General features: G+C 46.9%; 21 protein-coding genes. 3 read left to right on the forward strand and 18 right to left on the reverse strand.

Features of this window, described 5'->3' with window-relative positions; genetic code table 11:
• Positions 1-47: 47 nt before the first annotated feature.
• The 8 genes from K8U60_RS04165 to K8U60_RS04200 all read right to left on the reverse strand — a co-directional run bounded on the left by K8U60_RS04165 (position 48) and on the right by K8U60_RS04200 (position 9,349).
• Positions 48-1,346, reverse strand: a complete 1,299-nt coding sequence (locus tag K8U60_RS04165) for an efflux RND transporter periplasmic adaptor subunit (protein WP_223634784.1) — start codon at positions 1,344-1,346, stop codon at positions 48-50.
• Positions 1,339-2,031, reverse strand: coding sequence for a hypothetical protein (locus K8U60_RS04170; RefSeq protein ID WP_223634787.1), 693 nt, complete (start codon positions 2,029-2,031; stop codon positions 1,339-1,341). The genes K8U60_RS04165 and K8U60_RS04170 overlap by 8 nt, the downstream gene beginning before the upstream one ends.
• 2,119 nt (positions 2,032-4,150) lie before the next feature.
• On the reverse strand, positions 4,151-4,381 hold the full coding sequence (locus K8U60_RS04175) for a DUF2187 family protein (RefSeq protein WP_223634790.1): 231 nt from the start codon (positions 4,379-4,381) through the stop codon (positions 4,151-4,153).
• Between the two features lie 150 nt (positions 4,382-4,531).
• Complete coding sequence (locus K8U60_RS04180) at positions 4,532-5,479, reverse strand: C40 family peptidase (RefSeq protein ID WP_317851901.1); 948 nt, start codon at positions 5,477-5,479, stop codon at positions 4,532-4,534.
• 72 nt (positions 5,480-5,551) lie between these two features.
• Positions 5,552-6,475, reverse strand: a complete 924-nt coding sequence (locus K8U60_RS04185; protein ID WP_223634796.1) for a S66 peptidase family protein — start codon at positions 6,473-6,475, stop codon at positions 5,552-5,554.
• An 80-nt stretch (positions 6,476-6,555) separates the two neighbouring features.
• On the reverse strand, positions 6,556-7,380 hold the full coding sequence (locus K8U60_RS04190; RefSeq protein ID WP_223634799.1) for a M55 family metallopeptidase: 825 nt from the start codon (positions 7,378-7,380) through the stop codon (positions 6,556-6,558).
• Positions 7,381-7,905: 525 nt separating this feature from the next.
• Complete coding sequence (locus tag K8U60_RS04195) at positions 7,906-8,376, reverse strand: transcriptional regulator (protein WP_223634802.1); 471 nt, start codon at positions 8,374-8,376, stop codon at positions 7,906-7,908.
• Positions 8,377-8,977: 601 nt separating this feature from the next.
• Positions 8,978-9,349 (reverse strand): hypothetical protein, encoded by a 372-nt coding sequence (locus K8U60_RS04200; protein ID WP_223634805.1) that lies wholly within the window; start codon positions 9,347-9,349, stop codon positions 8,978-8,980.
• A gap of 198 nt (positions 9,350-9,547) precedes the next feature.
• Here K8U60_RS04200 and K8U60_RS04205 point away from each other — a divergent pair, with 198 nt between their 5' ends.
• Positions 9,548-11,080, forward strand: a complete 1,533-nt coding sequence (locus K8U60_RS04205) for a hypothetical protein (RefSeq protein WP_223634808.1) — start codon at positions 9,548-9,550, stop codon at positions 11,078-11,080.
• Positions 11,077-13,800: a DEAD/DEAH box helicase gene (locus K8U60_RS04210; protein WP_223634810.1), complete on the forward strand. Its 2,724-nt coding sequence runs from the start codon at positions 11,077-11,079 to the stop codon at positions 13,798-13,800. Before K8U60_RS04205 ends, K8U60_RS04210 begins: the two co-directional genes overlap by 4 nt.
• A 370-nt stretch (positions 13,801-14,170) precedes the next feature.
• On the opposite strand, the gene K8U60_RS04215 is transcribed toward K8U60_RS04210, so the two are convergent.
• On the reverse strand, positions 14,171-14,314 hold the full coding sequence (locus tag K8U60_RS04215) for a hypothetical protein (RefSeq protein ID WP_169314366.1): 144 nt from the start codon (positions 14,312-14,314) through the stop codon (positions 14,171-14,173).
• A 28-nt stretch (positions 14,315-14,342) separates the two neighbouring features.
• A complete protein-coding gene (locus K8U60_RS04220; RefSeq protein ID WP_223634812.1) occupies positions 14,343-14,753 on the reverse strand; it encodes a single-stranded DNA-binding protein in 411 nt (136 codons plus the stop codon).
• Positions 14,754-15,046: 293 nt separating this feature from the next.
• On the opposite strand from K8U60_RS04220, the gene K8U60_RS04225 reads away from it, so the two are divergent.
• Entirely contained in the window at positions 15,047-15,484 is a 438-nt protein-coding gene (locus K8U60_RS04225) for a YwpF-like family protein (RefSeq protein WP_223634814.1), read from the forward strand.
• 128 nt (positions 15,485-15,612) lie between these two features.
• Here the strand turns inward: K8U60_RS04225 and K8U60_RS04230 are convergent, their stop codons facing one another.
• From K8U60_RS04230 to atpD, 8 genes are all read right to left on the reverse strand, one after another.
• Positions 15,613-16,002, reverse strand: coding sequence for a hypothetical protein (locus K8U60_RS04230; RefSeq protein WP_223634816.1), 390 nt, complete (start codon positions 16,000-16,002; stop codon positions 15,613-15,615).
• Between the two features lie 68 nt (positions 16,003-16,070).
• On the reverse strand, positions 16,071-16,511 hold the full coding sequence (gene fabZ / locus K8U60_RS04235; RefSeq protein ID WP_223634818.1) for a 3-hydroxyacyl-ACP dehydratase FabZ: 441 nt from the start codon (positions 16,509-16,511) through the stop codon (positions 16,071-16,073).
• Between the two features lie 42 nt (positions 16,512-16,553).
• Complete coding sequence (locus K8U60_RS04240) at positions 16,554-16,817, reverse strand: DNA-directed RNA polymerase subunit beta (RefSeq protein WP_223634820.1); 264 nt, start codon at positions 16,815-16,817, stop codon at positions 16,554-16,556.
• Positions 16,818-16,946: 129 nt separating this feature from the next.
• Complete coding sequence (gene mreB / locus K8U60_RS04245) at positions 16,947-17,981, reverse strand: rod shape-determining protein (protein WP_223634823.1); 1,035 nt, start codon at positions 17,979-17,981, stop codon at positions 16,947-16,949.
• Positions 17,982-18,211: 230 nt separating this feature from the next.
• Positions 18,212-19,510, reverse strand: a complete 1,299-nt coding sequence (gene murA / locus K8U60_RS04250; RefSeq protein WP_223634899.1) for a UDP-N-acetylglucosamine 1-carboxyvinyltransferase — start codon at positions 19,508-19,510, stop codon at positions 18,212-18,214.
• Positions 19,511-19,873: 363 nt separating this feature from the next.
• The gene (locus K8U60_RS04255) at positions 19,874-20,107 is read right to left on the reverse strand and encodes a DUF1146 family protein (protein WP_223634826.1); all 234 of its coding nucleotides are present in this window, start codon (positions 20,105-20,107) and stop codon (positions 19,874-19,876) included.
• 559 nt (positions 20,108-20,666) lie between these two features.
• Positions 20,667-21,071 (reverse strand): F0F1 ATP synthase subunit epsilon, encoded by a 405-nt coding sequence (locus tag K8U60_RS04260; protein WP_223634829.1) that lies wholly within the window; start codon positions 21,069-21,071, stop codon positions 20,667-20,669.
• A gap of 24 nt (positions 21,072-21,095) precedes the next feature.
• Positions 21,096-22,511, reverse strand: coding sequence for a F0F1 ATP synthase subunit beta (gene atpD / locus K8U60_RS04265; RefSeq protein WP_223634832.1), 1,416 nt, complete (start codon positions 22,509-22,511; stop codon positions 21,096-21,098).
• Between the last annotated feature and the right edge of the window lie 157 nt (positions 22,512-22,668).

Raw genomic sequence — 22,668 nt, forward strand, 5'->3', positions numbered from 1 at the left:
AATCAAAAACCCGAAAGCTGTTGCTTCCGGGTCGGTCTAATGAATGGTTAACGAGCCAGCAGGTATTCGACGTAGGCACGCCAATACGTATTTTTGGCGTATTCGAAATCAGGCTGGTGGCTTGGGAACGGCATGAAGACCTTTGGAGGCGAAACGAAGTTCTCCAGTTTTTCCTCATGGATGACAACCGTTCCGGCTTCAGGGCCCTCAGACAGCACGGCTCTCGCACCGTCTTCAAAATTGGTTGCCACTGCCAGAGTCTTCGGCCGGCCATTGATGTTCAAGGTATGGGTTTTGCCTTCCGTACCGTCATAGTTGAAAAGCCAGGTGGTCGGAAGAGCTACCGCGTCTTCTGCGGTTTCCAAGGTAATGGATGTATTGACGTTGCTGCCATAAGGCATGGTATTTTCAATCGGCGTATCCGCAACAATCCGCACTTCGTAATAGGCGAGCGGGTTGTTCTGTTCTTTCGGATCTAACTGATGATAGGCTTCCAGCCATTTCGATTCTTCAGCCGGCATCTTGGAAACACTTTGGACCGTTCCAGTCGCGATGCCGTCTATGCCTTCACCTTCAATTTTAACCAGATCCGCCACTTCAACCAGCGGCCATTCATCCTCCAGCACATAGCTGAGGAATACTTTTTCATTTGAATAGAGTTCGATGCTCAACGGTTCTGTGTCCCGGTTGATCTTAGCGACTGTTCCATCCACTGGGCTGATGACCGATGGATTCGACAGGCTTTGCGATAATTGCGCCTCGAGCACTGCCAATTGCGATTCAATCGAAGCCAGCTGTTGTTCGGCCTGCGCAATGCCTGCGGCGTAGGAACCGTCCTGAGGAACTGCTACACCGACCGAAACATTGACATCAAACTGAATGGTCTCATCCTCGTCATTGGTGATTTCGGAATTATCGGTCGCGTCCTGTGAGACCGGTCCGCCTTGGGCAGCTCTCGCCTGCTGAAGTGTGGCAAGTGAACTTCTTACTTCTGTCCGTTGCCCTTCCAAAGCGGTTTTCTGTGTTTCCCAAACCGCACGCTGCTCTTCGGTTTCCGCTTCGTTCAATGTAGCAAGTTCGGATCCTGCTGTAACGCTGTCGCCTTCACCCACCATCCATTGCTGAAGCGCTTCATGGTCCTGTACATAGATTTTCACGGTTCCCTGCGGCGCCGTCAATGCTTCTTTGAACATCTGGGTCTCGTATGTATGCGTATAGGCCTGTTCATAGTCACTGACATAAACGCTTTTCGAAAGGATGCTTTTTTCGCCGAACATCAAAAGGGAGTTGGCTGTCAGAAAGGCGATGACCGCAACTGATAAGCCTACAAAAAAGAATCTATTCAACCGAATTGCCCCCTTCCATGAACCCGCTCAGCATATCGTCCACTGGAATCAGGCCAAACGATGCCACAATCAGGGCAGCAAAGATATGGAGCATGATCAAGCCGAATAAAATCAGCTTCGGGTTGATTTTCGTAAAGCTGCGGATAAATCGGTACTGCACCGCAATAATCAGCGAAGTGAATAAAGTCAGTTGGTTAAAGAAATAAATCAGGAAGTGGTTATCCAGGAATGTCGCGGCAATCGGTCCAAACGAAAAGATTGATACGGGCATCGTAAAACCGGTCACAGAAAACAATGCGAAAACCAAGCCCTTTTCGATGACCAGCAATGCAGTGACATAGGTCTGCATAATAATTGCTGCCCGCCATGGCATTCTGAGAATTTTGCTGAATAGAAAAGCGGCGCCATAAAGATGGAAAGCCAAATAGAAGCCTGCCCATAGCAGTGTTCCGACAAGCGATGTCCAACGTGCCAATGTATAAGCGTCCCACATGCCCGCTGCTAATAGCGGCGTCAGGGAATCGGTGTTCATGCCCCAGATTTCACTGATGGCAAAGACCAGCAAGCCGATGGCGATGATGCAGGCAATGCGTTTATTGACGTTGCGCATTTCGGTATTTTGGATATTATGTATAAGTTGCCCTTGTCTTGGGAAGAAGTGCCAGAATCTGAAGTCTGATATCATGCGCGTATGTCCTTTCAAGGCAATTGACGTTCTGCTTCACTTTACTTTACCAAAAAACCTTCCCCTTTGGAACGCATTAGCTGCCACATTTTCCAATATTTAAAAGGTTTGAGCCAAAAGGCTTAGAAGAATGGTTGAGGAGAGATTGAGAAGGTGGAAGAATTTGCTCCAGGCGGACAAGACATTGGCCGAAGGGAGTTCGGACAGTGGCTTTGCGACGAAGCTAGCGCAGCGATTGTAGGAGCATTCATATAGGGGTAAAGAAATCGCTCCAGAAGGACGCTTTCCAGGGGGCTTGCGCCGAACTAACTCGGGCTATGGCCCGAGTGGATTTCGGCACTTCGCTGCTCCCCAAGGAGTCGCCTCCTTCCGCTCTTTCTCCTAGGTTTCTTCAAATTGATAGAAAGTGAGGGGGTAAGCATCTCTGTTGTCTTCATTTGAAGAGAGAAAGAAATGATTTGCCCTTATGCTTTTCGCGTGAGAAAAAGCGGGCATGTTGGAGGAGCGAAGCGGATCGCTTTTGGTTTTAAGTTTGTGGGTAGTTGTGAGTGAGAGGTTGTATACTTCTACATAAACTTTTTATGGTTCTACCTAATTTTTGTGAACGGCTACATGACCGCTTCCCCTCTATACATGAACCTGTTGCTCCTTTATCTGCATATTTCCCTTCCTTACCTGAATTCCACCTATTCCAATAAGTTCAAGCCCCTAAATGGAAGCTGTTCGCGGGGCGAACAGCCCATCATAGGAAGCGACACTCTCTATCCTGACTTAGCTCACACCCAGTGATGGATTCCCCCACTCAACACATGATTTGTCAGTACATTTTCACGGAATTCATGTATGGATCCAAAAGGATGAGATAAAAATGCCACTTGTTCCAGTATAAGTACAAAACTCTCAGCTAGCCACTCGAAAACTTCATGTAGAATATGTCTCCGATCAACATTACAAGCGAAGGCGCGTGCACTACCGCTGCCGAGCGTTTTCAGAACCCTACAAAATATACCATCCACAAAAAAAGAAAGTTGGCTTCCTACAAAACAACACCCAGCTGAGGCGCGCCGCCGGAGGGGACGGAGCCATAAGACTGGCAAGCGGAGCGCTGTCCGGCTTATGGCGGGAGTCCTCTCCAAAGCGCCGAAGCGGCTTGCAGACCCCAGCTCAAACTACTACCACTCGCCAAACGCTCCTCTCCCTAGCCAAGCGAAGGCGCGTGCACGACCGCTGCCGAGCGTTTTCAGAACCCTACACAATATACCATCCACAAAAAAAGAACGTTGGCTTCCTACAAAACAACACCCAGCTGAGGCGCGCCGCCGGAGGGGACGGAGCCATAAGACTGGCAAGCGGAGCGCTGTCCGGCTTATGGCGGGAGTCCTCTCCAAAGCGCCGAAGCGGCTTGCAGACCCCAGCTCAAACTACTACCACTAGCCAAAAGCTCCTCTCCCTATCCAAGCGAAGGCGCGTGCACCACCGCTGCCGAGCGTTTCCAGACCCCCACTCCCCCTACCACCAACCAAAAAATCAGGCTGCTGCGTACAAGCCCCACACCCAGCTAAGGCGCGGCACCGGAGGGGACGGAGCCATAGGACTGGCAAGCGAAGCGGTGCCCGGCTTATGGCGGGAGTCCTCTCCAACGCGCCGAAGCGGCTTGCAGACCCCAGCTCAAACTACTACCACTAGCCAAAAGCTCCTCTCCCTATCCAAGCGAAGGCGCGTGCACCACCGCTGCCGAGCGTTTCCAGAACCCCACTCCCCCTACCACCAAACAAAAAATCAGGCTGCTGCGTACAAGCCCCACACCCAGCTAAGGCGCGGCACCGGAGGGGACGGAGCCATAAGACTGGCAAGCGAAGCGGTGCCCGGCTTATGGCGGGAGTCCTCTCCAAAGCGCCGAAGCGACTTTCAGAACACAGTAAAAAATACTACTGCTCACCAAACCGCTTACAGAATCATTCCAATTTACTCCACTCACTAAGCGAAAGCGCGTCTTTCCAAAGCACCGAAGCGGCTTGCAGAACACGGTAAAAAATACTCCCGCTAACTAAGAAGCTTCTTATAAAAAAGTACAAAAAAAGAAGGCTACCTTTGGCAGACAGCCTTCTTTCTAATGGAATTATGCTTCGACGATGCGGTATTTCTTATGTGAAATTACGGTCATGTTGGATGGCGCACCGATTTCTTTTGCGTCTTCTGGTGAAATCTCAACAATTACCGAGTTGTCCATAATTTTAAAGATGGTGCCGTTCACATCGACGCCGTTGCGAGTGAAGGAAATCCATTCACCGATGTAGCGCGCTGCTACGAATTCTGATACTTCTTTTTCATGGGGTTGGAATGCCATCATTACCACGCCTCTCTTTTTAAACACTATCTGTTTATTATAACACATTTCGCTGCCCATTTCATCTCTAAGCAAACGCTCCAGCTAAATGATTTTATTCACAAAGCTGTTGATAGCGGGCTGTTTGGAAAATACAGAGAGGAAGTATCCCCTTTAGTCCTGTTCTTCAGTTTCCACAAATCGGCGAACGGTGCATAACTCCGTTTCGTGTTTGGTGCCGGCCAGTTCAATGATTTCCACTGACTTTCCGGGAGTCGGGGAATGCAGCATCAAGCCGTTGCCATAATAGACCCCCACATGGTGAAGATTGCCTTTTCCTTCTTCATAGGCAAAGAACAGCAAATCACCGATATGCCAGGAATTCTGGTCATGCTGATCAATTTCGCTGCCTTCCATCGCTTGATCGACGGCATCGCGTGAAATGATGATGCCGTTTGCTTTCATTAAATTATAAGTGAACCCCGAACAATCATAACCGTAGCTCGACATGCCGCCCCATAGATAAGGCAGGTCTAAGAATCCTGCTCCCAGCTTGGCGATGTCCAGGCCGCTCCCCTGCGGACTTTGGTTATAGGCGGCAACTATTTCCACAGCATCCGCCATGACCAGCGCATCGCCATCCGGTGTTTGCAGGCGGACGAAATCGCCAAGTTCCTTGACCGGCAATAACGTATTGAAGGATACCGCTTTCAAAGGCTTGAATTCTTCTGTCCAGAGCTGGGCTTTGTTGGCCGTTACACGGGCATATCCGAGCTCAGTTAGGGCTTCGACTTCCTTCAATTGATCCTTTGGCACCCATCCCGGGTAGCCCCGCTCATCTTTGTGGCATGGCTGCCAAAGCGCGATGATTTTCGCCCAGCCATCCACTACTTCCTCGACCAATACAGGCTCGCCATAGAGAAGCTGCGTCTGGATGCGCCCACTGTCCGTCAGGTCTTTATTGTCCGCACGGCTCATTTCCTGCAGCCATTTATTGATGTTCGGATTTTCTGAAATGCCTTCCGCATCGACGGGACGCGCTTTTTCCGGCGCTGTCCAAACGGTTGCGACCGGCACACTACATACCCACGCCGTAGATTCTGTCTGCAGCAAATTCTCCACTCCATTTCTTTTTCGGATTATCCCGCTTTAACAGGCAGTGTGGGATGCCCCCCCACTGATTGAAGTTTCTCTTTATTCGACTCCTGGAAGGATGGTCAAGGTTTTCGCGTCTCCATCCAGCCGTGCAAGCGCCCCCAGCGGTACCGAGAAATGCGGTTCGCAATGGCCGATTTTAAAGCCTTTGACGACTGGAATTTTCAAGTCGTTGAAGTAATCGTTGAATACCTGGTCCAACGTCAGTGACGGCTTGCGTTTTTTCGGGCTGGCATTTTTGAAGTCGCCGACGACAATGCCTGCCGCTTCATCGAATTTGCGCGCCATCCGCAATTGGTTGAGCATTTCGTCCACTTCGTATGGCTCTTCATCAATGTCTTCAATCAATAAAATTTTGCCTTTGACATCCAAGTCGAACTTGGTGCCGATTGCACTGCGGATCAGCGACAGGTTTCCGCCGACCAGTTCACCCTGTGCGACTCCACCGACCAGTGTTTCGAGCGGTGCGACTTCTTCTGTATAATGCAGCTCAAATGGTTCGAACAATTGGCCGAACATGCGGCCGCTGCGTTCATGGAATTCCGGCTTGCCGACATCAGATGCCAGCATCGGTCCGTGGAATGTCACCATCTCGGCGTAATCGCCGATCGCTGTATGTAAAAAGGTGATGTCTGAATAGCCCCAGAACACTTTCGGGTTTTCCATGATCATGGCGTAATCGATCTTATCTGCATAACGCGCAGCACCATATCCACCGCCCGCGCAAATGATGCCGGACACTTCCGGGTCTTCGAACATGGCATGAAGATCGGCCAGACGTTCTTCATCTGTTCCCGCTAAATAGCCATGGGCAGCATCAACCGATTTGCCAAGCTTGATTTTTAAACCCAGTTCTTCCAGAAACGGCAGTGCTTTCTGCAGGTTTTCTTGATTGGGCGGACTCGAAGGCGCAATGATGCCAACGGTGTCCCCTTTTTTCAGTCGTTTCGGCAATTTCCGCAAAATGATCTACTCCTCTTTTTCTGTATTTCAGGCTTTTTTCATTATAACCTGAAATCCGCTTTAGTTAATCAACCCGCGATTCAGCAGAACTTCGCCTGCATGGCAAGTTCACTCATCACCAGCATGGCCCGGTAAGCTTCCAGAATATCTTTCGCCTGGAAATGCACGATGGTCGTGCCTTCCTCCAACTCACAACCCGGCATCATAGCGGCAAGTTCTGCTTCTCCGTAATTCGTGAACTCGATTTTCAACAGCGGTGTCTCGGGCGGCACCAGCGGCTGGACATTCGCCCGGTTTTCAATGGCGCGGATGGTTTGTTCGCGCAAAAGCTTTTGCGCTTTTTTCGGATGCAGGGTTCGAACGGCTGAACGCGTCAGCGATTGTTTGACTGCCGCTGTCGTGATGTTCGGGATCAAGGCTTCTGCTTCCCGGCATGCACAATCGTCTCCAGCGACCATTAAAACCGGTACCCCGTGATAGCCGGAAACATATGCATTAAAGCCAAGTTCCCCTACTTCCACGTCATTGATCCACATGGTCCGGACCGCAAAAATCATGGAATGGGCCATAACCCCCTTTTGGCCTGCCCGTGCATGGTAGCCGGCAAAAAAAGCACCCGTGTAACTGCTGTCCAAGCCCTCAACCATCGAAAATGCCTTTACCCCTCCGGTAATCAAGTCCGCTTCTTCATGCAACTCTTCTGCAATCAGGTTATTCATTTTTGAATGGCTGTCGTTGATCAGAAATTCTTCGGCTCCCGCATCAAATGAGCCACGGACGATGGCATTGGCATCCGCCGTCATCAGGCGGCGTCCCCGCTCGTAATTGTTTTCTTTCGAATCCACATATGTATAATCCGGCAAAGCTGTAACACCTTCCATATCCATCGATAAATAGAATTTCATAATGAATACTCCCCCTTCTGTGTCTTCGTTACGGTCCATATGACTCAATGTACCAATACCCGCTCCATAGTTCAATCCAGCTCTGATCCCTTGCTGCTTCAAAGTCGGGACGACTTAACAATTTTTTAGTTTATTTTTAGAATTTTTAGTTATTTTGTATGATGTTTATTAAGAATCATTTATTTATACTAAAAAACAAGTTAGCGAATACGGTAACTTGCCTGTAAGATCTTCCATCAACAAAACCCAATCGAAAAGGAGCGGATTATGATGAATTTTGACAAAGTACTTGAGCTCGGCTGGGGAGATCTTGCAATCGGTGTGGCTGGTTCGACGGCAGTCATGTTGTTTATCAATTTTTACACTTTGATGTAAGGGGTGACTTATGAATAGTGAAGAAACCTAAAAGCTCTTTTCCCTTTCAAGCGGAAAAGAGCTTTTGCTGTTCCATTTAATCCCATTCAAAAACGCCTCCCCTTAATGATCCGGAAAGGCGTTCTTTATCCATAGGCTGCTGATTTCACTTTACAAACCTCCATGTAGTTGTTGTGATTCCCGCTGTTGGGCCAATAATTCATCGAACATCGCTCGGTCTCCTGCACTCAATGCTTCATCAATCATGCGGCTGTAGTTTTCCTGCTCCAGAAAATAGATGGCGTCCGCCGCTTCTTTTCTCGACTGTTCGTTGACCTCGATCAATTCAGCTCGCTCTTCCTGCAGGATCGCTTGAAGATGTCTGTGAATATCCGACACGAGCAACAATTGGTATAGAGGTAAGCGAATAAAGCGATTGCCTTTCTGGAAGACGAAGACTTCCGAGAGATTTTCAACCTGGAATGTGTTGAGGTTGACGATGATCTCTTTGCCTTCCACAGGAATGAAATGGAACAGCTCGTCGTCTTTCATGATAGAGAAGTACTGATAAGCAAACACGAACTTCACCAAATGCCCTTCTTTCTTTGTATAGAACGGCTTCATGAGCTTCACATGCAACATCTGACTCACCCCCATCTTTTTTGTAATATTCTGATTACATATATCATACCATAAAAACCGCTTTTCGAACATAGAATTGCATAAGAACAGTCTTATACAATAGACGTATCAGGCTACGATTTTGTTACAAATTTGACATAATATTAGCAATTTTTAATAAATACAAGACAAAATTATTGCGTCTTCTTCAAACCTTTTTAGAAGAACCAGAAAAATATGCCACCATTCCCAACCGAAGGCGCGTGCACCACCGCTGCCAAGCGTTTTCAGAACCTTACTTTCCTTACCACCCACCCAAAAAATGCTGGCTGCGTATTAAAATACACCAAGCGCCGGCGCTCCATCGGAGGGGACGAAGCCATAAGACTGGCAAGCGGAGCGGTGCCCGGCTTATGGCGGGAGTCCTCTCCAAAGCGCCGAAGCGATTTACAGAACCCGTAAAGAATACTGCCACTTAAACCACTTACAGAATCACACAAACCTAATCCTCTCTAAAGGACGAAGCGATTTATAAAACCGTTCTAAAACTACCCCAACAGAAAAAGCCTGTCCACCATCCCAAAACTCGGATTGGCGTACAGGCTTTTCATATAGAGCTTCCTTATTTCTTGCTGCGTGTCCGCTGGTGGCGATGCCGCGGAGGACTGACCATGAAATGCATTTCATCCGGATTGATGTAAATCGAAACTTTATCCATAATATAAGTCACCAGGCTATGGAACTCTTCATCTGACATTTGCCGTTTGTAAAAAATGATTCGGTTCATTTTGAAATCGACCTGTATCTGTTCCAGGTAATCCGGAAACAGCCGCGGGTTTTGGATACTGTAACAATCACCATCTGACGAAATTTGCCAGCTGATCTTACCAAATACCAATTCAGCTTTCGCATAGATTACTTCCCAAGCCACAACGTCCTTTGGATGCAACACAGAACGCAAGTCGGGGATTTCCAAAACAAACGAATTGAGCAACGATCATTCTCCTATCTCCATTAAATTATTTAGAACTTTATTACTACTATAGTACCATTTACTTTACATAAAACAAGGACTACCGAAAAATAAACCAGCGGCTTTCCGGGAGATGGAAGAGCAAAGTATTCTTCATCGTTTACGGAGCAGTCAGAAAGACGTATAATAGAAGGAAAGTTTTATTTTGGGGCGATGCATATGGCTACGGTTCAATCCCTGGCGAAAAGATTCGAAGATACGATTCACAATTATATGGCTGCTATCGACAAATCACTTCTACCGACGCGTGCTTCGGATGAAGAAATGGTTCGAAAAGCAGTCTTTTTAGTGCGCCATGACGGCGTACAGATTCAGTCGTTCAATGAGGAACGGCTTTTACTCGAGGCAATTGTCAAAGATGCACATGCAGTTAAAGTCATTCTCAATTTCGATAAGCTCACGGCAATATGCGCTTGTCCGCAGGAGACGATGTGCCGTCACCGATTGGCGGTCATTTTTGCGCTATATCAAAAAATCGGTTCTCTTTCCGAATGGGTAGCGTCATGGCGTGAGCCTGAAAGCAAACAATTGGCTTTGTTGTCTGAAAAACGCTCTCCTGAACAATGGACAAAGCTGATCCGCAGCATCTGGCGTGATGCGATTCCAGATTACACCACCCGGAATTACTTCTATTTTGAACAGATGTACGATGGACGTCTGAAAAACGCCTTATCCTATGTGCCTTTAGAGCGGGAGTGGAAAGTGCTGTACCGCGCCTATGCGCATTTTATTTCCTTGACGGAAGTGTGGGCTACCTTCATCGCCGGCACTCAGGAAGTCCATCACTCATTCTTCAAAACATGGTTTGACGATGAACTGCATGAATTACGTGATTTGCTCGCTCAATTGCGTGTTCAACACCGAACATTTGAAGCGGATGCTTTTTTTGAATACTTGAAAACCTTGATTCGTGAATTTATGGAAGTGAAGGACAGTTCGTTTTCACAGCGTTTCTCACTTTACCAGCTGTTTTGGACCAATTTGTTCACCACCAGCAGACTTCGTGAAGAAGAACTGGCCGCATTGAAAAATCCGGATGAACGATTGAAGGCGTTTTTCGCTGTCATTTTAAAGAAAGATTTGGATATCAAAAAAATATCACCGAACGAAACGCATGATTGGGTAGAACTGGCGGTTCTTGCCGAAGGGGAAAATCATCCGCAGGCATTGACGACTATTTTGCTGGCAATCAAACCACATGTAAAGACCTTCCTTTTTGAAGGGCTTTATACACAATATCGCCATCAATACGTACGTACGCTCAGCCGCTTATTTTCACAAATCGAATTGAGCGAGTACGACTGGGAGGATCTGTTCAAGCAATTCGGCCATTACGGGCTGCCCGCCTACTCTGCTTACTTAGTCGAAAAACAATTATACAAACAATGGGCAGAATTGCATCATCTCCATAATTCGCCTTTGTATTTTGCAGAGGAATGCGGACTCAAGGAAGTCCAGACGGCAGCACCAGATTATGTACTCCCGCTGTTCCACAGGTATGCGCTGGCTCACCTTGAAGAGCGCAATCGCCCGAGCTATAAACAAGCGGTCCGTATCTGGAAAAAGATGAAGGCCGCCTGCAAGAAAAGCGGTCAAATGGAGTTCTGGACTGCATACATCAATGAAATCCGTACGCAGAATAAACGCCTGCGTGCACTCCAGGAAGAGATCGAGAAAGGAAATCTGATATGAATCAATTCCAAACTGAAGGAAGCCGCCTCTACTATCTAACCATTAATCGTGGAGAGCTTTTCCGTATTCAGGCTACCAATGAAGCCGGCAACCGGATTCCTCCGGAAATCTGGAAACCGTATTTGTATTTTTTGGACAAGGACAGCTTTTTCGGTTTGACAGCTCAGACAGATGGTTTGGACCTGGTGTTGACTCCCGCTGATTTTGTACGTCTATTTCAAAGCGAACCTCACCATTACGTGACATTCGCCGGACAGCGTGCAGAAGATGAAGGCTGGTTGAAACTTGCTGGAAAAGTCGCCGATTCTTTAAGCGATCCAATATTATGGGACCATGTTTCGGTTGAAGACGGAGACATTGTCATCAGTGATAAGTACGGAGATCAGGAAATCCGGACATTCCTCAGCGATACGATCCATCATCAATTGCGCCAGAAAGGCTTATCGGTTGCTCAGCTGCCTTATATTCAAGGTTTTGTCCAAAAAGCAGGGTGGCAGGGAATGGCGGATGCAGATGACTATGTCGTCGCCGTACAACTGAGCGAACCGGATGCGGATGAGTTTTGGTCTTTTAAAGTCGTAATGCGCTCGAAACGTGGCAGTGTCTACTGGTCGCCTTCCAAACGCCGTGCCGATGAACCGATCGATAAGGCCTTGCCTGAGAAGTGGCGCGCGTTTACCGAAGATATCAAAGAGCGCCAAGCGCTGCTGTTGAGTTTATGCCCTTCTGTTGAGCGGTTTGATGAAGACCGTTTTTACCACGCTGAGTGGACAGATGGAGAAATTCTCGAGTTTCTCCGCAATGATGCAGAAATCCTCCAGGCCTTCGGTGTTGAAGTGTCGATTCCTTCATGGTTGAAGGCCGTCCAGGAGTCGAAGATCCGTGTCAAAGCCAACGTCAACTCACCGATCAAGAAAGCATCGGTTGTCGGGCTTGACCAGATCGTCAATTTTGACTGGCAGTTTTCGCTGAATGGCCATGAATTGAGCATGCAGGATTTCCAACGCCTCGTTTCCGAAAACAAAGAATTTATCCGCATCGGCAATGAATGGGTGCGTGTCGATTCAAACCTGTTGATGCAATTGCGGAAAATGATTGAAGAAGCGGAAGATGCAGACTGGACAATCAAAGATATGCTGTTCCAGAACGTTCCCGAAATCATGTTGGAGGAGACAGCGGACGAAGAAGATCCGCTGGTTGAATTCCATTTGAACCGTTCTCTGAAAACCTTGCTGGATAAGCTGCTGGACAAACGCGACCTGCCGGAAACCGCCTTGCCGCAGAACCTGTTGACGGAGCTGCGCCCTTACCAGAAGATCGGTTTCGATTATTTGGTGTTTATGCGCGAAGAAGGCTTTGGGCTTTGCTTAGCGGATGATATGGGGCTCGGAAAGACCGTTCAGCTGATTACGTACCTCTTGCATGTGCATGGAAAGAATCCGGATCAGCCCTCACTGATTGTCTGTCCGACTTCTGTGCTCGGCAACTGGCAGAAGGAATTGGAACGTTTTGCGCCTGCTTTGAAGGTTGTCACCCATTACGGCAGCATCCGTCCGAAAGGCGAAGAATTCAATGCCTTTTTAGCGGAAGAAAAACCGGATGTCGTGTTGTCGACTTACGGCATTGCGTCTTCTGACGGCGAAGAAATGCAGAGCCTGCATTGGTCGAGCATTACGCTGGATGAAGCACAGAACATCAAGAATATGTACACCAAACAATCGCGGACGATCCGCAAGTTCAAAGGTGACCACCATATCGCCTTGACGGGAACACCGATTGAAAACCGCCTGTCTGAGTTGTGGTCGATCTTCGACTTTATCAATAAAGGCTACCTGTACCGCATCAAGCAGTTCCAGGAAAACTTCATGATTCCAATCGAACGCGACAATTCTGAAGAACATAAGGAAAAATTGCGTCAACGGATTCAGCCTTTCCTTTTGCGCCGGACGAAGAAAGATCCGGACCTGCAATTGAACCTGCCCGAAAAGCTGGAACAGTTGGAGTATTGTCCTCTGACGCCCGAACAGGCCGCTCTTTACGAAGGGTTGGTACAGGATACGGTGCAGAAAATGGAGACGCTCACAGGTTTTGAGAAAAAAGGGCTGGTATTGAAAATGCTGAGCAAATTGAAGCAGCTATGTAATCATCCGTCTCTGTACTTGAAAGAGCCGTATACGAGCGCTGCTGAAATCATGCCCCGTTCTCAAAAACTGGAGCGCATTGTGACCTTGGCCGGGGAAATTGCAGAACGCGGGGAACAATGTTTGATCTTTACGCAATACATCGGAATGGGGCATTTGCTGCAACAGGCCATAAATGAGCTGTATGGCCATGAAGTGCCATTCTTGACCGGCAGCATGCCGAAACAGCAGCGTGATTCACTTGTGGCTTCTTTCCAGGCTGGTAAATTCCCAATTTTCATCCTATCCTTGAAAGCAGGTGGCACCGGCCTTAATTTGACCGCTGCAACTCACGTTCTTCATGCGGACAGATGGTGGAATCCGGCTGTCGAAAACCAGGCGACTGACCGCGCCTACCGCATCGGACAGACGCAATTTGTCCATGTCCATAAATTTGTAACGATCGGGACGATCGAGGAGAAAATCGATGCCCTGCTGGTGCAAAAGCAATCGATGTCCGAAGAATTCATCCAATCCAGTCAGTGGATGACCGACCTATCGGATAATGACTTGAAGGAATTGTTCACGTATTCACTTTAACTATATAAGTTGAACAAATATGCCATAACAGAAATGATTTAATTATGGATATTCCACAAACCAGCTCCGCTTTCCTACGGGCTTGCGACGAGGAGGCTCAGCGCTTCGTCCGCGGAAAGCATCCGCCTGGAGCGCTTTCTTCGTTTCTTCACACTAATTTGAATTGAAAAGGTAATTTCTTTAGTTCAACTAATATAACTTAATTTGATTTCAAATAATCCGGCCAGGTCCCCACCTGGCCGGATTCCCCTNTCACACTAATTTGAATTGAAAAGGTAATTTCTTTAGTTCAACTAATATAACTTAATTTGATTTCAAATAATCCGGCCAGGTCCCCACCTGGCCGGATTCCCCTTTTAGACGTGAATATTCACCCTTTTTGAACGGAACGGAAGATCGATTTCAGTTCACTTAGTTCCCGCTCCGCCTCTGCCAATCGCTGATGGAGCAAAGCGGTTAGTTTGATCAATTGCTCCATATGCACTTCCAGTTGCAGCTGTACATCTTTCGGCATCGCTAAGTGCCTCCTTTTTTAAAATTGCTTATGCATTTACTTGCTCCGTCCCTGGTGGTTGGAAATCGAAGTCTTCATCTGACTGCGATGCTTCCGGCTGAGGGGCGGTTTCTTCTTGTGGTTTTCTTCTGTCGAGGAACCGGATCTGATCGCCAAGTACTTCCGTCACATAGATGCGCGTCCCGTCTTCTTTATCGTAAGAGCGTGACTGCAGGCGGCCGGTAACAGCGACCAGTGATCCTTTGACGCAGTATTTCGAGACATTGTGGGCAGGCTTGCCCCAAGTGGAACAAAGGACATAATCTGTTTCCGTTTCTCCTTTCTGATTTTTATAGTTTCGGGAGACCGCTACGATGAAGGAAGTATGTATCCGCCCTTCATTCATGACCCGCATGGCTGGATCTTTTGTTAAACGTCCTACAATTCCGACTTGATTCATTTTCTCACCTCCTTTCGCTTACTTGAAGCATACTAAGAAGATTGAATTCTTTGCAAAAACGAAAAAATTATTTTTTGCGGGTTTTTGCGCCTTCATATCTCATTTTTGGAAGATCCCCTGAATTTCTTTACGTATTGTTTAGTTGAAATGATTGAGTTCCAGCTAAAGGATCTGCCAAATCAAAAATGTCTTTTGGGATAGCTCACATTTTTTTACATGCCCTTTTCCGTTCGCCACCCAAATCTTCAATATGCTATACTGAAACAAAGTTAGTGTATTGGAGGCATTGCTGCATGAAAACATTCAAAATGCTGTCACTGGGTATTGAAATAGAGGATCAAGTGACCGATTATCCGGTACATGATGGCATCATCATCAACCAGGAGAACACTGAACGCTCGTGGATCCTGGAAATGCTGATCGACTTGACCCACCAGGAAACGTTTGAACACTTAAAGAACATTGAAGAAACAATAGCGGTCCAAGTCGTCATTTCCTATCCTGGAAACGAACCGGCCCCATTTGAAGTAGTGGTGTGTGCAGTAAAGGTCATGGGGGATCATATTTCTGTCCTTATGAAAGGCACCTTGAAGCGGGCTCGCCGAAAATATGCAGAAACGCTGCTGTCGGAGTTGCTTGAAGATGGACTTGAAGGACAAGAATTGCTTGAGCGCTTCGAAACGGATATGCGCACACGTCCAGGCCTGCGAAAAGATGAGGCAAAATCATAACGGTCCAGCTTTAAATTATAGGCAGACAAATAAGAAATCCGAGCAGATTTACTTTCTATGAAGTAAATCTGCTCGGATTTTTGTGCAGATAAAAAACCACCGGCATGCAGCGATGGTTTAGTGACAGCTTAGTAGTTTGATTTTGTCGAATTGAGTTTGCGTTCTACAAAGTCCGCTTCTGCTCTGCAAGCGTAATCGTAGGAGGTATGTAAAGTTTCTTGTGTGATTTCTATACGGGCTACCTGCTCTTCTGAAGGAGGTTCCTTTAAAATGCGATCGATTGTCTGGTTGATCTTTTCAGCAATGCTTTCATGGAACTCAGGGGCAGCCTTTACCTCTTCAGGTACTTGCTTGTACCACTTTGCTTCATTTTCAATATAGGCTTTCCATGTATCCATAAAATCCGTTAACTGAAAACGCTCCTCTTTCCACTCGATCTGCGCCATGTATTTTTCGAAATTCTTTGAGATTGATTTTGTTATACTGCTTTTCACACTCGGTGATAATGATTTATACATCTAAGTAACCTCCATTTCTAAAACGAGAAGCCTTTGCTGGTAAGGTTTGCTGTCTCAAGAAAGCTTATTCACTTAGCTTCAGAAACAGGTCCCAACGCAAAGAGAATATCGCATTCGCATGCTATTTCTCCGTCCACGGTGGCAATTGCATGGCCTTTGCCCATAGAACCGCGCAGTTTCGTCAACTCAACTTCCAGTCGCAATTGATCACCTGGTATAACCTGCCGTTTAAAGCGGCAGTTATCAATGCCTGTGAAGAACGCCAGACGGCCTTTATTGGCATCCAATTGCAGGACAGCTGCCGCGCCAACCTGTGCCAGCGCTTCAACAATCAAGACACCTGGCATCACCGGGTATCCTGGAAAATGTCCGTTAAAAAATTCTTCATTCGCAGATACATTCTTTAAGCCGACCGCTTTCTTTCCGGCTTCAATTTCTACTATCCGATCCACCATCAAAAATGGATATCGATGCGGTAAAATCGCTTGAATTTGTTCAGTTGTCAACAATCGATTCAACTCCTTCTATTTTTCTTCAGCAATCGCTAAAGCCTATTTTCCACTCATAATATCAAATATGTGCTGCCAAGTTTCCCATTTCAACGCATCGGCCGGTTCGCCGTCTCCGACAACGCCAAAGCCCACCATTGCGCCTAGAACAGCAGCCAGAGCAACCAAGGCAATTACAATGATGATGCGGAGCCAAATGGGAAACAGGCGGATTTGGACCCACCATGTCTTTTTCGGCTCTTCAGTTTTTACCTCATCTTTTTCAGCTTTTTTCCGAAGAGAAAAGTTTTTTTTCAGCTCAGCCATTCACTCCGTCAACCTTTCCATCTACTGAATTCCCGAATTTCGGGCAAATCCATTCGTCCTGCTTTCCCTCAGTGAAGACGCTCTTCTGCCGAGGGAAGTTTCCCTTTTGTCTAAACTCTAGTCATTATACTAGAATACTCTGTTTTTGCCACCTGCTATTTGGCTCTGTTTACTCTGGCGGAAGATATTTTCTTTTGCTTCTAGCATCAATCCTGTGCCCAGCGCTACGCATTCCATTGGATTTTCTGCGATGGAGACCGGAATTCCCAATTTCTCTGCCAACAGCTGATCGAGGCCTTCCAGCAAGGCGCCTCCGCCTGTCAGGATTGCTCCGCTTTCAATGATATCCGAAGCCAGTTCCGGCGGTGTTTTCTCCAGCACCAGACGGGTAGCCTCAACAATGGATTCCACCGATTCCTTAAGCGCAGACTCAACCTCTTTTGAAGTGATGATCAATGTTTTCGGGTAGCCGGTCAAAATATCACGGCCCCTGATTTCCATTACTTTCTCTTCAGCGTGCTTCACTGCCGTACCGATCTCCTGCTTGATTTTTTCAGCAGTTTTTTCACCGATCAGCAGCTTGTGGTGTTGTTTGACATACTTCATTATCTGCTGGTCAAATCGATCTCCCGCTATTTTAATTGTTTCACTTGTAACGATATCACCCATAGACAAAACCGCGACATCTGTTGTTCCGCCTCCGATATCGATAACCATACTGGCATTCGGTTGATAGATATCCAGGCCGGCACCGATTGCCGCAACTTTCGGTTCCACTTCCACATAAACTTTCTTGCCGCCTGCTTTTTCCGCCACTTCACGGATTGCATTCTGTTCAATGCTCGTGACATTCGTGGGACAGCAAATCAGGATGCGCGGCTTGGTCATGAAACCTTTCAATTTCAGGATGTGAATGAAATGCTTGAGCATGGCTTCCGTAACATCAAAATCGTGGATTACGCCGTCTTTCAACGGACGGACCGCCACAATATGCTTCGGCGTTCTGCCCATCATTTTGTGCGCGTCTTTTCCGACAGCCAGCACTTCATTGGTTTTTTGGTCCATGGCCACTACGGAAGGCTCGTTCAGGATGATTCCTTTGCCTTTAACGTAGATCAATACATTCGCTGTTCCAAGATCGATTCCGATATCCTTTGAAAACATCAAGCCCGCACTCCTTCTAACCCATTTATCCCATTTCTGCAACCGAAGGAAAAGTAGCCCTCCTGATTGAAGTTGTTCACCATTCCTACATATCGCTAAAAAAAAGACTCTCTTAATTGAATATTTTATCATAGTGAGGAACGCAATGACAAAAATTCGTTGATCCACCTGAATTCATAAAAAGAGCCTGCAACGCTAAGATTTAGCGCTGCAAGCCCCTTATGAAAGAATTAGACCAATTGCTCAACTTTCGTTTCAGCCTGTTCAACACTTACACGCTCAATATCAGCGCCTAGAGCTGCCAGTTTCAAATGAAAATCTACATATCCGCGATCTAAATGATAAAGTTCGTTAACACGTGTGATTCCGTCTGCAGCGAGTCCAGCCAGAATCAATGCAGCCGCAGCTCTTAAATCTGTAGCTGCCACTTCCGCTCCTTGTAGAGCTGAAGGACCTTCCATGATTACAGAGCGGCCTTCGATTTTGACCGAAGCATTCATACGGCGGAACTCTTCCACATGCATGAAGCGATTTTCAAAGACAGTTTCCGTTAAAATGCCGTTGCCCGTAGCAGTCAGCATCAAGGACATCATCTGAGATTGCATGTCCGTCGGGAATCCCGGATGAGGCATGGTTTTGATATCGATTGAACGAAGTGGTCGGCTTGCACGGATGCGCAGCCCTTCTTGCGTTTCCTGAATATCAACACCCATTTCACCCATCTTCGAGATCAAAGCTGCCATATGTTCAGGAACAGCGTTCTCGATGATGACGTCGCCTTCAGTGATTGCAGCAGCGACCATGAACGTTCCAGCTTCAACACGATCCGGAATGATGTAATGCTCAGCACCATGCAGTTCTTCCACACCTTCGATACGCATAGTATCTGTACCGGCTCCGATTACGCGGCCACCCATTTCATTGATGTAATTTGCAACATCGACGATTTCAGGCTCTTTTGCAGCGTTTTCGATCAATGTTGTACCTTCTGCCAAAGCGGCAGCCATCATAATGTTTTCAGTTGCGCCGACACTTGGGAAATCCAAATAGATTTTAGCCCCGCGTAAACGTCCTGTTGTTTTTGCTTCAACAAAACCGTTGCCAAAAGTGATTTTCGCACCCATCGCTTCAAACCCTTTAAGGTGTTGATCGATTGGACGTGAGCCTATAGCGCATCCACCCGGCAAAGCTACACGAGCAAATCCATTACGTGCAAGAACTGGTCCCATTACCAGAATCGAGGCGCGCATTTTACGCACATATTCAAACTGCGCTTCGCTTGATAATGTTGCTGAAGAATCGATCAGCATTTCATTTTTTTCCGGGAAGTATTCAACAGAAACATTCAAGCTTTTCAAAACTTCCTGAATGGTGTAGACATCCGCCAAATTTGGCACTTCTTTGATGATGCTCTTGCCTTTTGAAGCCAATAACGCTCCGGCTAATACCGGAAGAACTGCATTTTTAGCACCCTCCACACGTACTTTCCCTTTTAATTTTTGGCCGCCTTTTACAATAATTTGATCCACTAATATGCCCTCCATGTGTTTAATAGTCATCTATATGTATCCCATATACGTTTAAAGTCCAATGTCATTATTTAGAAACAAAACCTTACTCATATTACCTGCTTCTTTAGTAAAAAACAAGCAACTTTACTCTCATTTTGCGCAGTTATTTTAATCAAAATTATTCATTACGTTAAGTTATTCGAAAGATACTTCCATTTTATGTCCGTTAGGGAGAAAAGTCACGTTTTATTACCAGTCTTAATAGACCTTTTCCCCTCTGTCTTGTGCTTAAACCTTATACGCAAGATTATTTCCCGGGTAATAAAACTTTTGCCGTTTTGCCATAGCCATGAGTTTCAGAGCCATGGCAAAACGGCAATTTTAAAACAGATAAGGCAATTGCCTTGACCAAGATGAAATATTTAGGAAAAAAGTAGATACCATGGTCCCGAGTGCTATGCTGATAAAAATATAGAGAATTTGCGCTTGCAGCACATGATGCTTATGGATCCACTTTTCAAACATTACGGCGCGCATTGCGTAAAAAGCAACGCCCGAAAAGAAAATATGGCTGAAGATTGAAATTAAAGCGGTTTGGCCAATCATGGTTTCCATCTTATCCATCCTTTCCAGAATAGTAAAAGCGGGCAAAAGTCACTTGCCCTTCTGCCCGCTTTTTCTTTTGTTACTATCCAGCTTCAGCGCCCAGATTCTTAGGTCATAAGCCAACCCAGCTGCGTGGCAAAGTACGCCATACTGCTGGTTTTTCTTATGCCCGTCGAATCTACACGGGCGCGTACGCTTTTCTTATTGTCCAGCTTCAGCGCCCAGATTCTTGGGTCATAAGCCAACCCAGCTGCGTGGCAATGTACGCCACACTGCTGGTTTTTCTTATGCCCGTCGAATCTACACGGGCGCTTACGCTTTTCTTATTGTCCAGCTTCAGCGCCCAGATTCTTGGGTCATAAGCCAACCCAGCTGCGTGGCAAAGTACGCCAGACTGCTGGTTTTTCTTATGCCCGTCGACTCTACACGGGCGCTTACGCTTTTCTTATTGTCCAGCATCAGCGCCCAGATTCGTGGGTCATAATCCAACCCAGCTGCGTGGCAAAGTAAGCCACACGGCTGGTTTTTCTTATGCCCGTCGAATCTACACGGGCGCTTACGCTTTTCTTTAAATGTTACCCTCATAAACGTTGATACGATTCATTGCACGCTTTAACGCCAATTCTGCACGTTTAAAGTCGATTTCATCTTTATTTGCCTGTAAAAGTGCTTCTGCACGTTTAGCGGATTCCTGAGCACGCGCCAAATCAATTTCTGTAGCGAGTTCAGCCGATTGTGCAAGAATTGTCACTTTTTCAGGGCGGATTTCAAGAAATCCGCCGTTTACAGCTACCAATTCTGTCGAGTTCTCTTTCTTCAATCGGACTGCACCGATTCCAAGAGGAGCGACTGTCGGAATGTGGCCGGGCAGGACGCCCATTTCGCCTGTTGCTGTAACTGCAATAACCATAGATACTTCTGAATCGTATACCGGGCCGTCGGGAGTGACAATATTGACTGTAATGGTCTTCATTTTTTTCCCTCCTGGTCCCTGGTTTTAGACTTCTACGCCCATGCCTTTTGCTTTTGCAATAACATCTTCAATGCGTCCGACCAAACGGAAAGCATCTTCTGGCAAGTGGTCATATTTTCCATCAAGAATTTCTCTAAATCCTTTGATCGTTTCTTGAACAGGAACATAAGAGCCTTTTTGGCCAGTGAACTGTTCAGCCACGTGGAAGTTCTGAGAAAGGAAGTTTTGGACACGGCGTGCACGGTTAACCGTCAGCTTGTCTTCGTCGCTTAACTCATCCATACCAAGGATTGCAATGATATCTTGTAATTCTTTGTAGCGTTGAAGCGTTTCTTGAACTTCACGTGAGATGTTGTAATGTTCGGCGCCAACGATTTCAGGTGACAATGCACGTGAAGTTGAAGCCAAAGGATCTACTGCTGGGTAGATACCCATCTCAGAAAGTTTACGCTCAAGGTTTGTTGTCGCATCCAAGTGAGCGAAAGTTGTAGCCGGAGCCGGATCCGTATAGTCATCGGCTGGTACGTAGATCGCTTGAATAGACGTTACTGAACCTGTGCTTGTTGTCGTGATCCGTTCCTGTAATTGACCCATTTCAGTCGCAAGTGTCGGCTGGTAACCAACGGCAGATGGCATGCGGCCAAGAAGCGCTGATACCTCAGAACCTGCTTGCGTATAACGATAGATATTATCGATGAATAGGAGTACATCCGCGCCTTGTTCGTCACGGAAATATTCAGCCATTGTCAAAGCAGACAAAGCAACACGCATACGTGCGCCCGGCGGCTCGTTCATTTGGCCGAAGACCATTGCCGTTTTCTTGATTACGCCAGAATCGCTCATTTCGTGGAATAAGTCGTTTCCTTCACGTGTACGCTCACCAACACCGGCGAATACAGAAAGACCGCCGTGCTCTTGAGCGATGTTGTTGATCAATTCCTGGATAAGAACTGTTTTACCTACACCGGCACCACCGAAGAGACCGATTTTACCACCTTTGATGTAAGGGGCAAGCAAGTCGACAACTTTGATACCTGTTTCAAGAATTTCTACTTCTGTGGAAAGGTGTTCGAATGTAGGCGCTAAGCGGTGAATCGGATCACGGCGCTCTGTAGCAGGAATCTCTTCCCCTAAATCGATAATTTCACCAAGTACGTTGAATACGCGGCCCAATGTTGCTTCTCCAACTGGAACAGTAATAGCGCTGCCCAAATCGGTTACAACCGATCCGCGTTGCAATCCATCAGTGGATTCCATCGCAATTGTACGGACTGAATCGTCACCAAGGTGAAGAGCCACTTCAAGCGTCAAAACGACTTGAGCTTGTCCGGGACGATCAATATTTACAGTTAGGGCATTGTAGATAGCTGGAAGTTGGCCGTTAGCGAACTTGACATCTACAACCGGTCCCATAACTTGAAGAACGTGTCCTGTGTTCATGCTGTTCCCTCCTGTCTTACTTTTATTAAAACTTTATTGCAAGTCTCAACGGCCTAATCGGCCGTCTTCGCTTTAATGTTTTTTCGTTATTGTCCAGACTCCAGCAGCCCAGCTCTTCGGGTCATAAGTCGACCCAGCTGTGCGGCAAAGAACGCCA

The organism is Planococcus circulans, assembly GCF_020023385.1.
Taxonomy (GTDB): Bacteria; Bacillota; Bacilli; order Bacillales_A; family Planococcaceae; genus Planococcus.